The organism is Streptantibioticus ferralitis (assembly GCF_029223525.1).
GTDB classification, from domain to species: domain Bacteria; phylum Actinomycetota; class Actinomycetes; order Streptomycetales; family Streptomycetaceae; genus Streptantibioticus_A; species Streptantibioticus_A ferralitis.
This window is the reverse complement of record NZ_JARHTQ010000038.1, coordinates 25,731-40,568: the sequence shown is the minus strand read 5'-3', so window position 1 is coordinate 40,568 and position 14,838 is coordinate 25,731. Positions and strand designations below refer to the sequence as shown.

Annotated in this window: 16 protein-coding genes and 1 pseudogene; 6 read left to right on the top strand and 11 right to left on the bottom strand. The window is 70.6% G+C overall.

Features of this window, described 5'->3' with window-relative positions; translation table 11 throughout:
* Positions 1 to 60: 60 nt before the first annotated feature.
* The 6 genes from P2L57_RS34770 to tatA all read right to left on the bottom strand — a co-directional run bounded on the left by P2L57_RS34770 (position 61) and on the right by tatA (position 4,606).
* A complete protein-coding gene (locus tag P2L57_RS34770; protein WP_275821581.1) occupies positions 61 to 708 on the bottom strand; it encodes an NAD(P)H-dependent oxidoreductase in 648 nt (215 codons plus the stop codon).
* A gap of 226 nt (positions 709 to 934) precedes the next feature.
* Positions 935 to 1,375: a YybH family protein gene (locus P2L57_RS34765; RefSeq protein WP_275821579.1), complete on the bottom strand. Its 441-nt coding sequence runs from the start codon at positions 1,373 to 1,375 to the stop codon at positions 935 to 937.
* A gap of 49 nt (positions 1,376 to 1,424) precedes the next feature.
* Entirely contained in the window at positions 1,425 to 2,228 is an 804-nt protein-coding gene (locus P2L57_RS34760; RefSeq protein ID WP_275821577.1) for an arylamine N-acetyltransferase family protein, read from the bottom strand.
* A complete protein-coding gene (locus P2L57_RS34755) occupies positions 2,225 to 3,487 on the bottom strand; it encodes an MFS transporter (protein ID WP_275821575.1) in 1,263 nt (420 codons plus the stop codon). The genes P2L57_RS34760 and P2L57_RS34755 overlap by 4 nt, the downstream gene beginning before the upstream one ends.
* A 4-nt stretch (positions 3,488 to 3,491) precedes the next feature.
* On the bottom strand, positions 3,492 to 4,109 hold the full coding sequence (locus P2L57_RS34750) for a flavodoxin family protein (RefSeq protein WP_275821573.1): 618 nt from the start codon (positions 4,107 to 4,109) through the stop codon (positions 3,492 to 3,494).
* A 176-nt stretch (positions 4,110 to 4,285) separates the two neighbouring features.
* Entirely contained in the window at positions 4,286 to 4,606 is a 321-nt protein-coding gene (gene tatA / locus P2L57_RS34745; RefSeq protein WP_275821570.1) for a Sec-independent protein translocase subunit TatA, read from the bottom strand.
* 222 nt (positions 4,607 to 4,828) lie between these two features.
* Here tatA and P2L57_RS34740 point away from each other — a divergent pair, with 222 nt between their 5' ends.
* Entirely contained in the window at positions 4,829 to 5,077 is a 249-nt protein-coding gene (locus P2L57_RS34740) for a hypothetical protein (protein WP_275821568.1), read from the top strand.
* Positions 5,078 to 5,099: 22 nt separating this feature from the next.
* On the opposite strand, the gene P2L57_RS34735 is transcribed toward P2L57_RS34740, so the two are convergent.
* The 3 genes from P2L57_RS34735 to P2L57_RS34725 all read right to left on the bottom strand — a co-directional run bounded on the left by P2L57_RS34735 (position 5,100) and on the right by P2L57_RS34725 (position 7,649).
* Positions 5,100 to 5,786: a DedA family protein gene (locus tag P2L57_RS34735; protein WP_275821567.1), complete on the bottom strand. Its 687-nt coding sequence runs from the start codon at positions 5,784 to 5,786 to the stop codon at positions 5,100 to 5,102.
* 418 nt (positions 5,787 to 6,204) lie between these two features.
* Positions 6,205 to 7,200, bottom strand: a complete 996-nt coding sequence (locus P2L57_RS34730) for a M56 family metallopeptidase (RefSeq protein ID WP_275821565.1) — start codon at positions 7,198 to 7,200, stop codon at positions 6,205 to 6,207.
* Positions 7,197 to 7,649, bottom strand: coding sequence for a BlaI/MecI/CopY family transcriptional regulator (locus tag P2L57_RS34725; RefSeq protein ID WP_275821563.1), 453 nt, complete (start codon positions 7,647 to 7,649; stop codon positions 7,197 to 7,199). Before P2L57_RS34725 ends, P2L57_RS34730 begins: the two co-directional genes overlap by 4 nt.
* Before the next feature lie 116 nt (positions 7,650 to 7,765).
* Here P2L57_RS34725 and P2L57_RS34720 point away from each other — a divergent pair, with 116 nt between their 5' ends.
* The gene (locus tag P2L57_RS34720) at positions 7,766 to 8,416 is read left to right on the top strand and encodes a phosphatase PAP2 family protein (RefSeq protein WP_275821561.1); all 651 of its coding nucleotides are present in this window, start codon (positions 7,766 to 7,768) and stop codon (positions 8,414 to 8,416) included.
* A gap of 108 nt (positions 8,417 to 8,524) precedes the next feature.
* Here P2L57_RS34720 and P2L57_RS34715 read toward each other — a convergent pair.
* Positions 8,525 to 8,887, bottom strand: a pseudogene (locus tag P2L57_RS34715) (asparagine synthase (glutamine-hydrolyzing)); the annotation flags it as partial.
* 274 nt (positions 8,888 to 9,161) lie between these two features.
* Between P2L57_RS34715 and P2L57_RS34710 the strand changes: the two are divergent.
* Positions 9,162 to 10,865, top strand: coding sequence for a SpoIIE family protein phosphatase (locus P2L57_RS34710; protein WP_275821559.1), 1,704 nt, complete (start codon positions 9,162 to 9,164; stop codon positions 10,863 to 10,865).
* Positions 10,866 to 10,990: 125 nt separating this feature from the next.
* Entirely contained in the window at positions 10,991 to 11,752 is a 762-nt protein-coding gene (locus P2L57_RS34705; protein WP_275821557.1) for a MerR family transcriptional regulator, read from the top strand.
* 22 nt (positions 11,753 to 11,774) lie between these two features.
* Here P2L57_RS34705 and P2L57_RS34700 read toward each other — a convergent pair whose 3' ends face one another.
* Positions 11,775 to 12,143, bottom strand: coding sequence for a YbjQ family protein (locus P2L57_RS34700; RefSeq protein WP_275821555.1), 369 nt, complete (start codon positions 12,141 to 12,143; stop codon positions 11,775 to 11,777).
* A 139-nt stretch (positions 12,144 to 12,282) separates the two neighbouring features.
* Between P2L57_RS34700 and P2L57_RS34695 the strand changes: the two genes are divergently transcribed.
* Complete coding sequence (locus tag P2L57_RS34695) at positions 12,283 to 13,008, top strand: DedA family protein (protein ID WP_275821553.1); 726 nt, start codon at positions 12,283 to 12,285, stop codon at positions 13,006 to 13,008.
* Positions 13,009 to 13,076: 68 nt separating this feature from the next.
* Positions 13,077 to 14,750, top strand: coding sequence for a threonine/serine exporter family protein (locus P2L57_RS34690; protein WP_275821551.1), 1,674 nt, complete (start codon positions 13,077 to 13,079; stop codon positions 14,748 to 14,750).
* Positions 14,751 to 14,838: the final 88 nt, after the last annotated feature.

The window sequence follows — 14,838 nt, the reverse complement described above, 5'->3', positions numbered from 1 at the left end:
AGCGGGGCCCGCACACGCTCATTGCGGGCCCCATGAGGGGGTGACGAGGAGTGGTTCCGTTCAGTCCGCCGAAAGGCCCTTGCGGAGTGCGGTGGCGATTTCGATCGTGCGCCGGGTCTGGAATTCGATGGCGGCGAGGTTGTCATCGGTGACGTTCTCCGCCAGATGCCCGGGAACGGCCTGCAGCCCGGCGACCGCGCTGACCCCGTACGGGTTGCCGTTGGACGGCGCCAGCTGGATGTCGTCGACAACGCCCGGCGGGACGATGATCGCGCCCCAGTGGTAGAAGACGTTGCTCAGCGACAGGATCGTGCTCTCCTGGCCGCCGTGCTGGGTTCCGGTGGAGGTGAAGGCGGACATCACCTTGTTCACCAGACCACGCCGGGCGTGCAGTGCGAAGGACTGGTCGATGAACTGCTTGAGCGGCGCGGCCGGCAGCCCGTAACGGCCCGGAGTGCCCCACAGCACCGCGTCCGCCCAGTCGAGGTCGTCGACGCTCGCCAGGGCGACGTCCCGGACCGCCGCCGCGTGCTCCTCCCAGGCCTGCGTCCATTCCGTGAAGTCCGGCGCGAGGGACTCGTTGACCAGTTCGGGAACCCTGCGAAGGCGCACATCGGCACCCGACTTCTCCGCCGCGGCGGCCGCGGCGACGGCGAGCTTGTGGACGTTTCCGGTGCCCGAGTAGTAGATGATGGCGACATTCGTCATGGCCGTAGTGCTCCCTCACGGATGCTTCTCACGAATGGGTACGCCGCGCCGACGCCACGTGGTCGGCCGGGTGACCCAATCCTGTTCCAGGGCAGGGAGCGCGGCCATTGCTGTCGCCGCACTTTGTCAACTGGTCGCAGCCTTTGGCCGGTAGTCGCCGAGGCGGCCGAGAACCGCCGTTCGCCGTGCGAACGACGGTTCCGTTAATGGTCGTTGGACTTGACGGTCAGGGGCGGGCCACCTCGCGTTCGGTGCCGGGCGGGTTGTCGATCGCGTACCGCCAGAAACCGTTCGCGTCCCGGCGCACCACATCGGTCGCGGTGCCCTCCATACGGACGTACTCGCCGTTCGGCTTCGTCCCCTCGATGAGGAAGTCGCCGAGAAGCAGGGCGAGATCGTCATAGACGTAGCTGTGCCGGACGGTCAGCCTGATGGGAATGCCGAGCTTGAGGAAACTGCGGGTCGCACTGCGCCGGCCTTCGCCGGTGACCACCTCGCCGGGGGTCAGCACCCTTATCGCACCGGGCTCGAACAGCTTGTCGATCGTGTCGAGATCGCCGCGGTTGAAGGCGTGCATGAACACAACGGGCAGTTGTGCGGGGTCGGTCACATCGGTGATCGGCTCATCGCTGCCGACGTCAACGCTGGGGACGGATTGCGAAGTCATAGCCACTCCTGGAGGCGCTGCGATGTCGCTGCTGAATTGCGCTGTGGTCTCAGTCCAGTTGGACGCCGGAGGAGCCCGGCGCGACCACTGGCGCGGTCGGCAGTGTGTCGAGTTCGAAGCCGAAGAACTTGCGGTACGCGGCGCGGATCGCGTCGTCGTCGGGCAGTACCTCGGTGGACCGCTCACCGCCGGATGTACGGGTCAGCCGATCGCCCTTCAGGGTGACCCGGCCGTCGGTGGTGGGCAGCGAGCAGAACAGGTCCTGCAGGAACGGGGAGTCCGGGCAGGTGCGGAACCACCACAAGGTGGGCCGGAAGTCCTGCAGCCGGACCGGCCGGTCGTCCACCCGGTACAGCGGAGCACCGTCCGCGGACACGTCGATCGCGCCGTTCTCCGTCCTGGTCAACCGGTAGTCGCCGTGCGGGTCCGGCTGGACGTCCGGCGAGGCGATCCGCAACGGCAGTCTGCTGTTCTTCCGGAAGCCCACGTCGACCAGCCAGGGTTCCTCCAGATCCACCCGTAGCACCAGGTGGCCGAGCGGTGAGCCGAGGCCGTCCGGGCGGCGCACCTGGGCGCCGAGAATGCCGACCTGGTAGCCGAGCGCCGTCAGCAGGAAGCCGAACGACGGATTCAACTCGTAGCACCCGCCGCCGCGACGGTCGCGCACGATCTTCTGCACCACCCGCTCGTCGAGGAAGATGTCTTCGTCGAGGTGGTAGTCGAGGTTCTCGAACGGCACCGACAGCACATGCCGTTCCTGTAGTTCGCGCAACGCGTCGAGGTCCGCGCGCCGCGGCCGGGTCGCGCCGATCCGGCCGAGGTATTCGTCCACCATGGCGGCGTCCATCGTCATTGCCCCCTCATCTTCGACATGGTCTGGCTGTGGCCCGCCGTAGGGTTGCCCGCCGGTAGGTAGTCGGGCACCGGAACGCGTGCTTCGAGCACCGGCTTTCCGGATGACCTGGCGGTCAGGCCGATGACGGCCACGGTGACCGCCAGTACCGCCGCGAGGACCAGCGTCAGCGCGGACAGGTTCCCGATGGGCGGCGGTAGTTGGGCGCCCACGCCGCCGCCGAGGTTGAGCATGAAGCCGTAGACGGCGATGGCGGTGGTCTGCGCGGCCCCCGCACTGCTGCCGATCGTCTGCACCAGGGCCGGGCCGACATTGGCCAGGCCCAGCATGAAGACGAACAGCGCGACCGCCAGCCCGACCACGTTGTTCGCGCACACCGCGGCGCCCACCAGCCCCGCCGCGGCCACCGCCGAGCAGCCCGCCGCCCGCCGGGGCGCGGGGATCCGGCCGAGCAGCGGCGCGGCCAGTACCGAGGCGAGCAGCGCCGGCAGGCCACTGGCGCGCAGCGCGAGCATCGCGCCGTCATGGCCGACCAGTTCCTTGGGCCCGTACAACTGAACCCCGGTGTAGACCGCCGTCAGGCTTCCGGCGACGGTCAGGGTGACCAGGTACAGCGGTAGCCGCCGCACCGGCAGCGCGGCGCCGGATACCGGGCCGGGCGCCGCCCGGCGCGGGGACCGCGCCGGGTCGGGCAGCAGCACCCTGGCGGTGGCCCCGGCGCCCAGCAGCAGCAACGGCGCGGTGATCCAGAAGACCGCCCGCCAGCCGAACGCGGACTCCAGCAGCTGCGCCTCGACCTGGCCTATGACCACGGTGCCGCCCAGGCAGCAGGACACGGTGGTCAGCGCCAGCGGCAGCCGCCGCGCCGGAACCCGCGCGCTGAGATAGGAGTACGACATCGGCACGAACGCCCCGGCCGGCAACCCCTGTAACGCGCGGAACGCCGAGCCGGTGCCGAGGCTGGTGGCGCACGGCACCAGGGCGGTGGCGAAGGCCATCGCCGCGGTGCTCACGGTCATCACCGCGCGCCGGCCGTAGCGGTTCGACAGCGGACCGCTCAGCAGCGAACCGCACGCATAGGCGACGGCGAAGGTGGTCGTCGTCCATGCGGCGGAGGCCTGCGAAACACCCCATGCGGCGCTCATCCGGGGCATCAGCGGAATCGTCACGTACAACTGGCCGACGGCGACCATGCCGACGAGGCAGATGGTGGCCACCGTGGCGGCGAACGGAGCGCGGTGGTCGTCAACGGTGGCCATGGCGTCAGACGGCCTCGGCGCCGCGGGCTATCGCCGCGGCGATCTCCATGGTGCGGCGGGTCTGGAAGTCGATCGCGGCGAGGTTCTCGTCGTGGACGTAGCCGGTCTCGTTCTTGGTGGTGCTGCTGACGCCGTAGGGGTTGCCGTTGTTCGGCTCGTACAGCACCGGGTCGGTGGAGCCGGTGGGGACGATGACCGAACCCCAGTGGCAGATGGCGTTGTGCAGCGCGAGGATCGCGCTGACCTGGCCGCCCTGGTTCGCGGAGCCGGAGGCGAACGCGGACACCGCCTTGTCGAGCAGCCTGCCCGGGATGGAGAGCGCGGACGTGCCGTTGATGAAGTGCATCAACTGCGGTGCGGGCAGGCCGAAGTGGACGGGGGTGCCGAGCAGGATGGCGTCGGCCCATTCCAGGTCCTCGGGCGTGGCCTCGGGGACGTCGGCGGTGGCGGCGCGGTGTTCGGCCGCGCCGTCGCGGGTGGAGGCGGCGGCCTGCGGGTCCAGTTCGGCGATCTTGCGCAGCCGTACTTCGCCGCCCGCCTTCTGCGCGGCGGCCGCCGCGGCCTCGGCGAGCTTGTACGTGCTTCCGGTGGACGAGTAGTAGATGACGGCGACATTGGTCATGTCCGTAGCGCTCCCTCGACGGATGGGCCAGCCGCACTGACCGTGGTGATCCGAATTCCCGTGGCTTGCGGGCCTTCCGATCCTGTGCCAGTGCGCTGGGGGCCGCCAGTGTGCGCCGCCGCACTTCGTCAAGTGGCCGTCAACAACCGGCCGGGCGCGGGGAGTTGGCGGAGCGGCTACGCCGTGTGGTGCCGGTCCTTGGCCGTGCTGGGGTCCGAGGCGGACTGCGGGGCGGGCTTGTGCTCCAGGGCCTCCTGGGACTTGCCCTCCTGGGCGGCGGTGTCCGCGCCGGGGGCGGCCGAGCCACTGCCGCTCGAACCGGCCGAATCGCCGGTGTCCGCGTCATCCTCCCGCAGGGCGCGGGTTTCCGACTTCAGGATGCGCAGTGACTTGCCGATGCCGCGCGCGGCGTCCGGAAGCTTCCTGGATCCGAACAGCAACACGAACACCAGCACGACCAGGATGATGTGCCACGGTTCGAGTCCGTTCCTGAACATCCTGCAGCCTCGCTCTCGCCACGGTCACCAGCGGCGACCTACGGCTATGTGATGGGCTTCCTGATTCGGAGTATCGCTTGTTCGGGTACCTGACCGGAAGCGCTCGACGAGAAACATCGGCGGAACCCCGGATGGCTCAGCCGGTCCGCCGCCCGGGTGCGGAACTCCGTCTTCAGGCGGAAACGTTGATCTGGTACGCACCGATGTTACGGAGGGCACGGCATGACCGGATTCCTGGACCGAGCCAAGGAAGTCGCCCAGCGCGGACTGGATGTGGGCAAGGAGAAGGTCGAAGAGGTGCAGGCGCAGCGCACCGGGCACGACCTGCTGCGCAAGCTCGGCGCCGCCTACTACGCCGAGCAGCGCGGATCGGGCTCACACGAGGCCGTGGACAGCGCCCTGCAGGCGCTGGAAACGCACATCCGCCAGCACGGCGACGCGTTCCTGCGGGGAAGCACGCCGACGGGCTGACGGATCGGGCGGTACGTGGCGCTTACGCCTTGTGTTCCGGCGTCGGGTTCACCGCGCCGGCCGCGTTCGCGGGTGCCCGGCGGGCCCGCCGGATCTCCAGGGCCACCGGGATCAGCGACAGGATGACCACCACGGCGATGATCGGCAGCAGGTAGTGGTCGATGTTCGGGATGGTCGAGCCCAGCGCGTGCCCGGCGAGGGTGACGCCCAGGCTCCACACCAGTCCACCGACGATCTGCCACATGGTGAAGACCTTGGCGGGTACGCCGAGTGCGCCCGCCATCGGGTTCAGCACGGTCCGCACCAACGGGATGAAGCGGGCCAGCACGATCGCCTTGCCGTAGCCGTACTTCTCCAGCATCTCGCCGGAGCGCTCGACGGCCTCGTGGAGCTTGGGGTTCTTGACCCGGGCGAGCAGTGCGGGGCCGCCACGCCGTCCGAGGAGGTAACCGGTCTGCGCGCCGAGCAGCGCGCCGACCGCCGAGGCGATCAGCACCCAGGTCAGCGACAGATGGATCACTGACTTCGAGCTGGTCGTGGTGAACAGGCCCGCGGTGAACAGCAGTGAGTCGCCGGGCAGGAAGAAGCCCACCAGCAGGCCGGTCTCGGCGAACAGCACCACCAGGATGCCGATCGCGCCGAACGACGACAGCAGTGAGGTGGGATCCAGGACGTTGACGGCTAGCTGTGATCCGTGGGTCAGGTTCATGTGCGCCCCTCTGCGGCTGTGAGCCCAGCCTCAATGGCGGTCAAGACGGTCGATGACGGTGCTGACGGTCCAGCGAAGGTCTACGTGAGTGTAGACGCAAATCGTGGTGCGCTGCGCCGCGCGGCGACCCGGAGCATACGGGCTCGTGCTGTACGGCGTGCGGCGGGCCGGATCCGGTTGCCGCCGGGGCCGGATTTTCCGGCGTAGGGGCTGGTCCGTGGGCCGTGGTGGAGCGGTGAGTGCCGGTCTTGTGGTGGCTCGCCGTCTCGGCGGGGGGCCTCGCCGGTGCGTCCGCGCCTCGCGGGCGTGGTCGTCGCGTCCCCCGGGGCGGCGGATGGCCTTCCCCCGCCGTAGCCGGGGCGGTGGACCGGCGGTGCCGAGCCGACCGGGACGGCCGTCGAGGATCCGCCGGGCAGCCCTAGCCCGGAATGGGCACCAGGTCGTGGTCGTGGCCATGGTCGTGTTCATGCGGGCCCTGGGCGGACTCGATGTTGGCGTGCAGGTCGTGCGCCGCCACCAGCGTGCTCACCCCGGATGCGAGGACGCAGGCGGCCAGTACGGCCGCGATGGCGGCCGCCGGGCGCAGTGCGATCAGCCGGGACCAGGGTGTGCGCGGCCGGGGCGCCTCCAGGAGCGCGGCGACCCGGCGCGGTACCGGACCGGCCGCGACGGCGAGGGCCGCCGCGGGGCGGCGTCCGGCCGGGGCGGCCGACGCGGCCAGCGCCGCCCGGCCCACGGCGCGGGCGGTCAGCCGCCGGTCGCCGACCACCGTCGCGGCGGACTCGTCCGCCCACCGCTCCAGATGGAACGAGAGCGGCGCCTGCAGCCCGCGCAGCGCGGGATGCAGGCAGGAGGCCAGATCGGCGCAGACGATCAGCAGATGGTGGCGCCCGCGCAGATGCGCGCGCTCATGCGCGAGCAGCACCTCGCGCTCGCTGGCGTCGAGTTTGCGCAACATGCCCGCGGTGACCACCACCCGGCCGGGGCGGCCCGGCAGCGCGTAGGCGTCGGCCCCCGGATCGGGCAGAACGGTCAGATCGCCCGCGCTGCCGTGCCGGTCGACGGCGCTCGCCGCGCGCAGCAGGTCGGTGTGGTGCCGACGCGCGGCGCGGAGGGCCACGACGGCCACGGCGACCAGCGCGAGCGCTGCGAGCGCGCCGACCGGCATGTCGATGGGGTTCCTACGGCGCATCAGCGGCGCCGACAGATGGCCGAGGGCGGCGATGACCGGCATCCGCAGCAGCCCGGCGGCGGTCAGCAGGGCCAGCGAGCCCGTGCTGAGCAGTGCGAGGAGTGCGGCGGTCGCGGCGAGCAGGAGCGCCGCGGTCCGGGGCGCGAGGATGTCCGCCAGTCGGCGGGCGGCCGGTACGGCGAGCAGTGGCGCGAGCAGTGGCGCCCAGACGGCCCAGGTCACTGCTGCCTCCTCGGTTCCGGTGCACCCTGTCGGCTGGGCGAACCCGACTCGTGGGACGTGTCGGGGGAGGCGCCCTTCGGCGTCGGTTGCGGCTGGGAGAGCAGCAGCCGCAGCACCTGCTCGTCGTCGGGGGAGAGCCGGGAGACGAAACGGGCGAGCACCCCGCTGCGGTCGTCGCCCTTCTCCAGCTCGCTGTGCATGCGCCGGGCGGCCAGCGCGGCCTCGTCCTCCACCGCCGGGGTGTAGGCGTAGGCGCGGCCGGCTCGGCTGCGCACCACGGTGCCCTTGTCGTACAGCCGGGCGAGGATCGTGGCGACCGTTGTACGGGCCAACGTGCCGCCGAGCGACTGCTGGACCTGTGGTGGTGTCAGCGGGGTGTGGGCGGCCCACAAGGCGGCGAGGACGGCCGCCTCCAGCTCGCCGGCCGGGCGGCGCGCGATGTCCGTCACGGGATTCCGTCCCCTTTCCCGTCGACTACAGTTGGCCAACAGTCTACGAGTCTGTAGACATTTGGCGGGCCGGTACGGCCCGCCGCTCGTCGTTGATTATCGGAGGAACGCCGCCCGTGCTCGCACCGCCTGTCGCCGATGTGGCCCACAGCACCTTCGTCAGCCTGGCCTTCGACGGCTCACAGATCGACGGCGGGTTGTACACGGACATCACCGACTGGGCACGCACCGCGCCCAGCTGGCTGGACAGCCTCATCAAGTACTGGTCGGCGTACGGCATCGTGATCTTCGCCGTTCTGATGCTGCTCGTCTGGTGGTCCGCCCGGCGGCAGCCGTCCGGGATGATGACGCGGGTGCTGGCCGCGCCGATCGTGGTGGTCGTCGCCTACGTCGCCAACGATCTGCTGAAGTCCGTCGTCCAGGAAAGGCGGCCCTGCCAGCAGATTCCGCACAGCTTCAACCTGGAGACGTGCGCCGGACCGGGGGACTGGGCGTTCCCGAGCAACCACACGGTGGTCGCGTTCTCGGCCGCCGTCGCGCTGCTCCTGATCCACCGCAGGATCGGCTGGCTGGCCGTGCTGGCGGCCACCGCGATGGGTGCTTCGCGGGTGTACGTCGGTGCGCACTACCCGCACGATGTGCTGGTCGGCGCGGTGGTGGGCATCGTGCTGGCCGCCGTCCTCGTCCCGCTCGCCGGCCGCCTTGGCACCCCCCTGGTCGACCGTGCCCGGCAGGGCCGCCTGAAGCCGTTCCTCGCCGACGTGTGATCCCCTGCCGGGGGCGGGGCGGGTTCTCCTGCCGGTGAGGGTTCCCTGCCGGGGGCCGGGTTGACGCCCCGTCGGCTACGGAAGTCGTCCGACCGCCGCTCACCGCCTTCGCTCGGTGAACCCCTCGCCCCACTCCAGGTAGGCGTGCAGCGCCACTTCGGTGTCGCTGCTGGTGCGGAAGGTGTGGCCGAGCGAGGTCAACTCGGCCCGCAAATCACGGTAGTTGTATATCTCGCCGCTGTAGGTCGTCACGAGCAGGGTGCGTCCGTCGGCTTCGACGGACATCGGCTGCTTGCCGCCCTCGATGTCGATGACGGCGAGGCGGCGGTGTCCGAACGCCGCGTGCCGGTCCAGCCAGACCCCCGAGGCGTCCGGGCCGCGGCAGGCCACGGTCTGGGTCATCGCGTCCAGCGTGGCCTGCTCGCGGGCGGGGTCATGGTCGTAGGAGATCCATCCGGTGATCCCGCACAAAGGCGGTCTCTCCTCCTCCGGTCGGCAGCCCCGGAAGCCGGGGCTCGGCTCTGCCCCCGTCGTTGACGGTCCCGCAGCGCATCCGGCCACCGGGCCGCTTCGATCACAGTACGCCCATCTAGTTGTAATGACCATCTGTCGCCTGAGGCAACATGCAGAAGTGGCCAACCGGCTTCCGCCCGCTCGCTGACGCCCGGATGCGGGTGATCCGGCCACGGATCAGGATGGATGCGGGCCATACCGACAGGCGCGACGGCAGACGAGGAGGACTCCGGTGGCCACCGATCCTCCGGACCCGCTGACCAGTCCGGTCCTGCGCCAGATCCTGGAGGGCACCACCGCCGGGATCGGCGTGCTGGACACCGAGCTGCGGTACGTCTACGTCAACCCCGCACTGGCCCGGATGAACGGCGTACCCGCCGCCGAACACACCGGCCGGACCATCGCCGAGGTACTGCCCGCGCTCGAAGCCAGGGAGGACGTGCTGCGCCAGGTGCTGGCCGACGGAACGCCGCGGGAGGCCACGTCCAGCGGGCACACCCGGGCCGCTTCGGGCCACGAACGCCGCTATTGGCACGGCGCCTACCACCGGCTGGAACAGGACGGCCGGGTCATCGGCCTGATCGGCATCGTGCTGGAGGTCAGCGCCTCCCGGCAGGTCCAGCACGACCTGGAGAAGGCCCGCGAGCGGCTCGCCCTGCTGGACACCGCGGCGACCCGGATCGGCACCACCCTGGAGATGGACACCACCTGCGCGGAACTAGCCGATTTCCTGGTCCCCGTGCTCGCCGACGCGGTCACCGTCGAGGTCGTACCGCCCGAGGAGGCGGACGGGCTGTGGCCGCCGCCGCGCGGGGTCCTGCGGCTGCGCCGGGCCGCGGTGTCGGTGGTGCCGTCGCTGCGCGGCCAGGCGGGGGTGTTCGAGGCCTCGGGGGAGTACGTGCGGTACCGGAACGGGTCGGCGATCCCGAGCTGTCTGGAGACCGGACGGCCGCTGGTCGACAACGGGTTCGCCCACTCCGGGGCGGGCCGGGCCCCCGCGAACACCGAGCGCGTGGCCCGCTGCCGGGCCGCCGGGTTCCACTCCGGAATGGTGGTACCGCTGGTCGCCAGGGGCCATCCGATCGGCACCGTGACGCTGTTCCGGGCCGGGGACTCCCCGGACTTCACCGAGGAGGACGTGATCATCGCCCAGGACCTGGCCGGCCGCGCCGCGATCAGCCTGGACAACGCCCGCCACTACACCCGCGAACACGGCATCGCCCTGGAACTGCAGCGGGCGCTGCTCTCCGAGCCCGCCACCCCGCAGCCCACGGTGGAGGTGGCCTCCCGCTATCTGCCGGCCGGCAGCACCGCCCTGGTGGGCGGCGACTGGTTCGACACCGTCCAACTCTCCGGCGGGCGGACCCTGTTGGCGATGGGGGACGTGATGGGCCACGGCGTGGAGGCGGCCGTCGACATGGGGCACTACCGCTCCATGCTGCGGGTCCTGGCAGCCGCCGATCTGCCGCCGGACCAGATCCTCGAACAGCTCGACGCGCTGATCATCGGCACCGGCACCGACCGGCCCGCCACCTGCCTGCTCGCGGTCGCCGATCCGGAGCGGGAGACCGTGACGTACGCCAGCGCGGGCCACCTGCCGCCCGCCGCCCTGCACAGGGACGGCCACATCGAACTGCTGCCCGTCCCGCCGGGGCCGCCACTGGGCACCGGCCTCGGCGGCTACCTGTCGGTCGAACGGCCGGCGTTGGCCGGTGCCGTGCTGCTGCTGTTCACCGACGGCCTGGTGGAGCGGCGCGGCGAGGACATCGACCGTTCGCTGCGCCGCCTGACGGACCTGGCCGCGCCCGTCGACATCAGCCTTGACGCCCTGCTGGACCGCATCCTCGCCAAACTGATGACCACTGCCGCCGAGGACGACGTGGCGGTACTCGCCGCACGCCTGCGCAAGCCACCGCCCGATCGACCCGGCCGGTGATTCCCGCTTGCACCTCACGCGACGTGAGGGCCCAACCTGATCTCGCGGCGACAAGAAGTGCTCGCCGCGAGAAGAAGCCGACTCGCGGCGACGAGAACTCGCGGCGACGAGAAGAGGACGGAGCGATGAGTTACTCGGTCGGACAGGTCGCGACGCTCGCCGGCGTCACGGTGCGGACCCTGCACCACTACGACGAGATCGGGCTGCTCACCGCGAGTGGCCGCAGCCACGCGGGCCACCGGCGGTACGAGGACGTCGACCTGGACCGGCTCCAGCAGATCCTGTTCTACCGCGAACTCGGCTTCCCGCTGGAGGAGATCGCCGTCCTCGTCAGCGATCCGGAGGCGGACCCGGCGGAGCATCTGCGCCGCCAGTACTCCGTACTGACGGACCGGATCGCGAGGTTGCGGCAGATGGCCGCGGCCGTCGAACGAGCCATGGAGGCAAGGAAATTGGGAATCAACCTGACGCCCGAGGAGAAGTTCGAGGTCTTCGGACCGGACTACGACCCGGACGACTACGCGGAGGAGGTCGAGCAGCGCTGGGGCCACACCGAGGCGTACCGGCAGTCCCAGCGCAGGGCCGCGACGTACACCAAGGAGGACTGGCTGCGCATCAACGCGGACGCCGCCGACATCAACGCCAAGATAGCCGCGTTGATGGAAACCGGAGCCGCGCCGCAGTCGGAGGAGGCGATGGACCTCGCCGAGGAGCACCGGCAGCACATCTGCCGCTTCTTCTACGACTGCCCGTACCAGATCCACACCGGGCTCGGCGGGATGTACGTGGCCGATGAGCGCTTCAAGGGCAACTACGAGGCCATCAAACCCGGCATGGCCGCCTTCCTTCGGGACGCGATCATGGCGAACGCGGCCCGCAGCGCGTGATCGGACACCGGCCCGGGGGCGCTCAGCTCTCCCGGGCCAGGACCACGGCCGTCCCGTAGGCGCACACCTCCGTGCCCACGTCGGCGGCCTCGGTCACATCGAACCGCATCATGAGCACGGCGTTCGCACCCCGGGCCCTGGCCTGCTCCACCAGGCGCTGCATCGCCTGGTTACGGGTCTGCACCAAGGTCTTGGTCAGCCCTTTCAACTCGCCGCCGATCATGGACTTCAGTCCGGCACCGATCTGACTCCCCAGGTGCCGGGAGCGCACGGTCAGTCCGAAGACCTCACCGATCACCCGCTCCACGCGGTGTCCGGGCACGTCGTTCGTGGTCACCACCAGGATGTCGGACTGGCTGGGCTGTCCGCCGCCGTAGTCATCGATACTCATGCCCTTGAGCCTGCCCCGACGCGGCCCGCCGCACGCGGGGAACTGGCCCTACCAGGCTGACGTTCATACTGGTGGGCACCCGACGCCTCCGGACGTGGCACGAGCCAGCCCGGAGCCCACGACCAGGAGCACGCCACCCGTGACGACTCTCGCCTTGGGCCCCGCCTGGCTCAATCCCCAGCAACTGATCGAGAACTTGGGCGGCTTCGCCCTGATAGGCATCCTGCTGGTGGTCTTCGCCGAGTCAGGGCTGCTGATCGGCTTCTTCCTGCCAGGTGACTCGCTGCTGTTCACCACCGGCCTGCTGATCGCCAACGGGCAGTATCTGCACTACCCGCTCTGGCTGGTGTGCCTGCTGGTGGCGGTGGCCGCGGTCCTCGGCGACCAGACGGGATACCTGTTCGGACGCAAGGTCGGACCGGCCCTCTTCCGGCGTCCTGATTCGAAGATCTTCAAACAGGAGAACGTCGAGAAGGCGCACGCGTTCTTCGAGCACCACGGCCCGAAGTCGATCATCCTGGCGCGCTTCGTGCCGATCGTACGGACCTTCACCCCGATCATCGCCGGGGTGAGCCGGATGAACTACCGCTCGTTCATCCTCTTCAACCTCATCGGCGGCACGCTGTGGGGCGCGGGCATCACGGTGCTCGGTTACTTCCTCGGCCAGATCGCGTTCATCCGCGACAACGTCGAAGCGATCTTCATCGTCATCGTGCTGGTCTCGGTGGTCCCGATCGCCATCGAATTCCTGCGGTCGCGGCGCAAGTCGGCGAAGGCGGTTGCCACTGCCCCCGACTGGGAAGGCGCTGCCCCAGCACCGGTCGTCGTCCACCAGCGTGGCAGGCATCGGGCGGCCAAGCGCTGAACCTTGGTTTCTACCCGTAGCCTTGTCTGGTAAACCGGCGAAGAGGAGCGGGAAAGGGATCGCAACAGGTGACGGAGAGCAAGCGGACTGGTGACGGCGGCGCGCTGGGTACCAGCCCGCAGGACGCCAAGCCCGACTCTGACGAGGCGCGCTCCGCCTTCACCCCACCGCTCGGCGTGCCCCTGCCGCCCGTACCGGAACCGGAGGGTTCGGCGTTTCAGCCGCCCACCCTCGCGGCGGGCTCCCCGGCGAGCGGCAGCACCACCGGAAACCACCCTCTGCCCTCCCGTTCGGCGGCGCAGCACCCCGCCTTCACCCCGCCCGAGGGCATACCCGTCGTTCGGCTCCCCAGTGAGGCGCCCTGGCAGGACCGGATGCGCGCCATGCTGCGGATACCGGTCGCCGAACGCCCGGCGCCGGAGCGGTCCGAGAAGCCGGAGTCCGAAGGGCCTCCGGTACCCCGCATCCTCGACCTGACGCTGCGTATCGGCGAGCTGCTGCTGGCCGGAGGCGAGGGCGCGGAGGACGTGGAGGCGGCGATGTTCGGTGTCGCCCACGCCTACGGACTCGACCGCGTCGAACCGACCGTCACCTTCACCCTGCTGTCCATCAGCCACCAGCCGTCGCTGGTCGACGACCCGATCACGGCGAGCCGCACGGTCCGCCGCCGCGGCACCGACTACACCCGGCTCGCCGCCGTCTTCCGGCTGATCGACGACATCATGGCGCACGAGGCGACCCTTGAGGACGCCTACGGCACGCTCGCCGAGATCCGCCGCAACCGGCACCCGTACCCCGGCTGGCTGCTCACCGCCGCCGCGGGGTTCCTGGCGGGCGCGGCGAGCATGCTGGTCGGCGGTGGCCCGACGGTCTTCGTGGCGGCCGCCATCGGCGCGATGCTCGGCGACCGGCTGGCCTGGCTGTGCGCGGGACGTGGGCTGCCGGAGTTCTACCAGTTCGTCGCCGCGGCCATGCCCGCCGCCGCGATGGGCGTGCTGATGAACCTCTACGGCTCCCACCTGCCGGGCGGCGGCCACATCCAGTCCTCGGCGGTGATCACCGGTGGGCTGTACGCGCTGATCCCCGGACGGGCCCTGGTGGCCGGTGTGCAGGACGGTCTGACCGGCTTCTACATCACCGCCTCCGCCCGGCTGCTGGAGGTCATGTACCTGATCGTCGGCATCGTCTTCGGGGTGACGATGGTGCTGTACGTGGGGGTGAGCCTGCATGCCCAGCTCAACCCCGACGAGGCGCTGCACACCTACCAGAACGCGCCGGTTCAGCTGCTCGCTGCCATGGCGCTGACGCTCGCCTTCGCGGTGATGCTGCAGTGCGAGCGGGGGGTGCTGGCGATCGTCACGCTCCACGGCGGTGTCGCCTGGGTCGTCTACGGGGCGCTGCACTACCAGGCCGGGCTCTCGCCGATCGCCGCGACGGCCGTCGCCGCCGGACTCGTCGGCCTGTTCGGCCAGATGCTGTCGCGGTACCGGTTCGCCTCCGCGCTGCCGTACGTCACCGCCGCCATCGGGCCGCTGCTGCCGGGTAGCGCGACGTACTTCGGTCTGCTCGCCTTCACCCAGGGGAAGCAGGACGCGGGCGTCGCCTCGCTCGCCAAGGCGGCCGCCCTGGCGCTGGCGGTGGCCATCGGCGTCAACCTCGGTGGCGAGGTCGCCCGTATGGTCATCAAGTTCCCGGGCGGCGGACCGTCGCGCCGCGCCGCGAAGCGGACCCGCGGATTCTGACCGGCGGCGGACCGGGTCGGCGGACAATCCGGCGAGCGCCAACCGCCGCTGTCCCCAAGCGTGTTGAAGGCCCCTGCCGCGCAACGGT

Excerpts from the sequence above, each read along its gene's own strand:
- tatA (WP_275821570.1), bottom strand. The coding sequence starts at position 4,606 with ATGTTCAGGAACGGACTCGAACCGTGGCACATCATCCTGGTCGTGCTG.
- P2L57_RS34735 (WP_275821567.1), bottom strand. The coding sequence starts at position 5,786 with ATGAACCTGACCCACGGATCACAGCTAGCCGTCAACGTCCTGGATCCC.
- P2L57_RS34765 (WP_275821579.1), bottom strand. The coding sequence starts at position 1,375 with ATGACTTCGCAATCCGTCCCCAGCGTTGACGTCGGCAGCGATGAGCCG.
- P2L57_RS34760 (WP_275821577.1), bottom strand. The coding sequence starts at position 2,228 with ATGACGATGGACGCCGCCATGGTGGACGAATACCTCGGCCGGATCGGC.
- P2L57_RS34770 (WP_275821581.1), bottom strand. The coding sequence starts at position 708 with ATGACGAATGTCGCCATCATCTACTACTCGGGCACCGGAAACGTCCAC.
- P2L57_RS34755 (WP_275821575.1), bottom strand. The coding sequence starts at position 3,487 with ATGGCCACCGTTGACGACCACCGCGCTCCGTTCGCCGCCACGGTGGCC.
- P2L57_RS34740 (WP_275821568.1), top strand. The coding sequence starts at position 4,829 with ATGACCGGATTCCTGGACCGAGCCAAGGAAGTCGCCCAGCGCGGACTG.
- P2L57_RS34705 (WP_275821557.1), top strand. The coding sequence starts at position 10,991 with ATGAGTTACTCGGTCGGACAGGTCGCGACGCTCGCCGGCGTCACGGTG.
- P2L57_RS34750 (WP_275821573.1), bottom strand. The coding sequence starts at position 4,109 with ATGACCAATGTCGCCGTCATCTACTACTCGTCCACCGGAAGCACGTAC.
- P2L57_RS34700 (WP_275821555.1), bottom strand. The coding sequence starts at position 12,143 with ATGAGTATCGATGACTACGGCGGCGGACAGCCCAGCCAGTCCGACATC.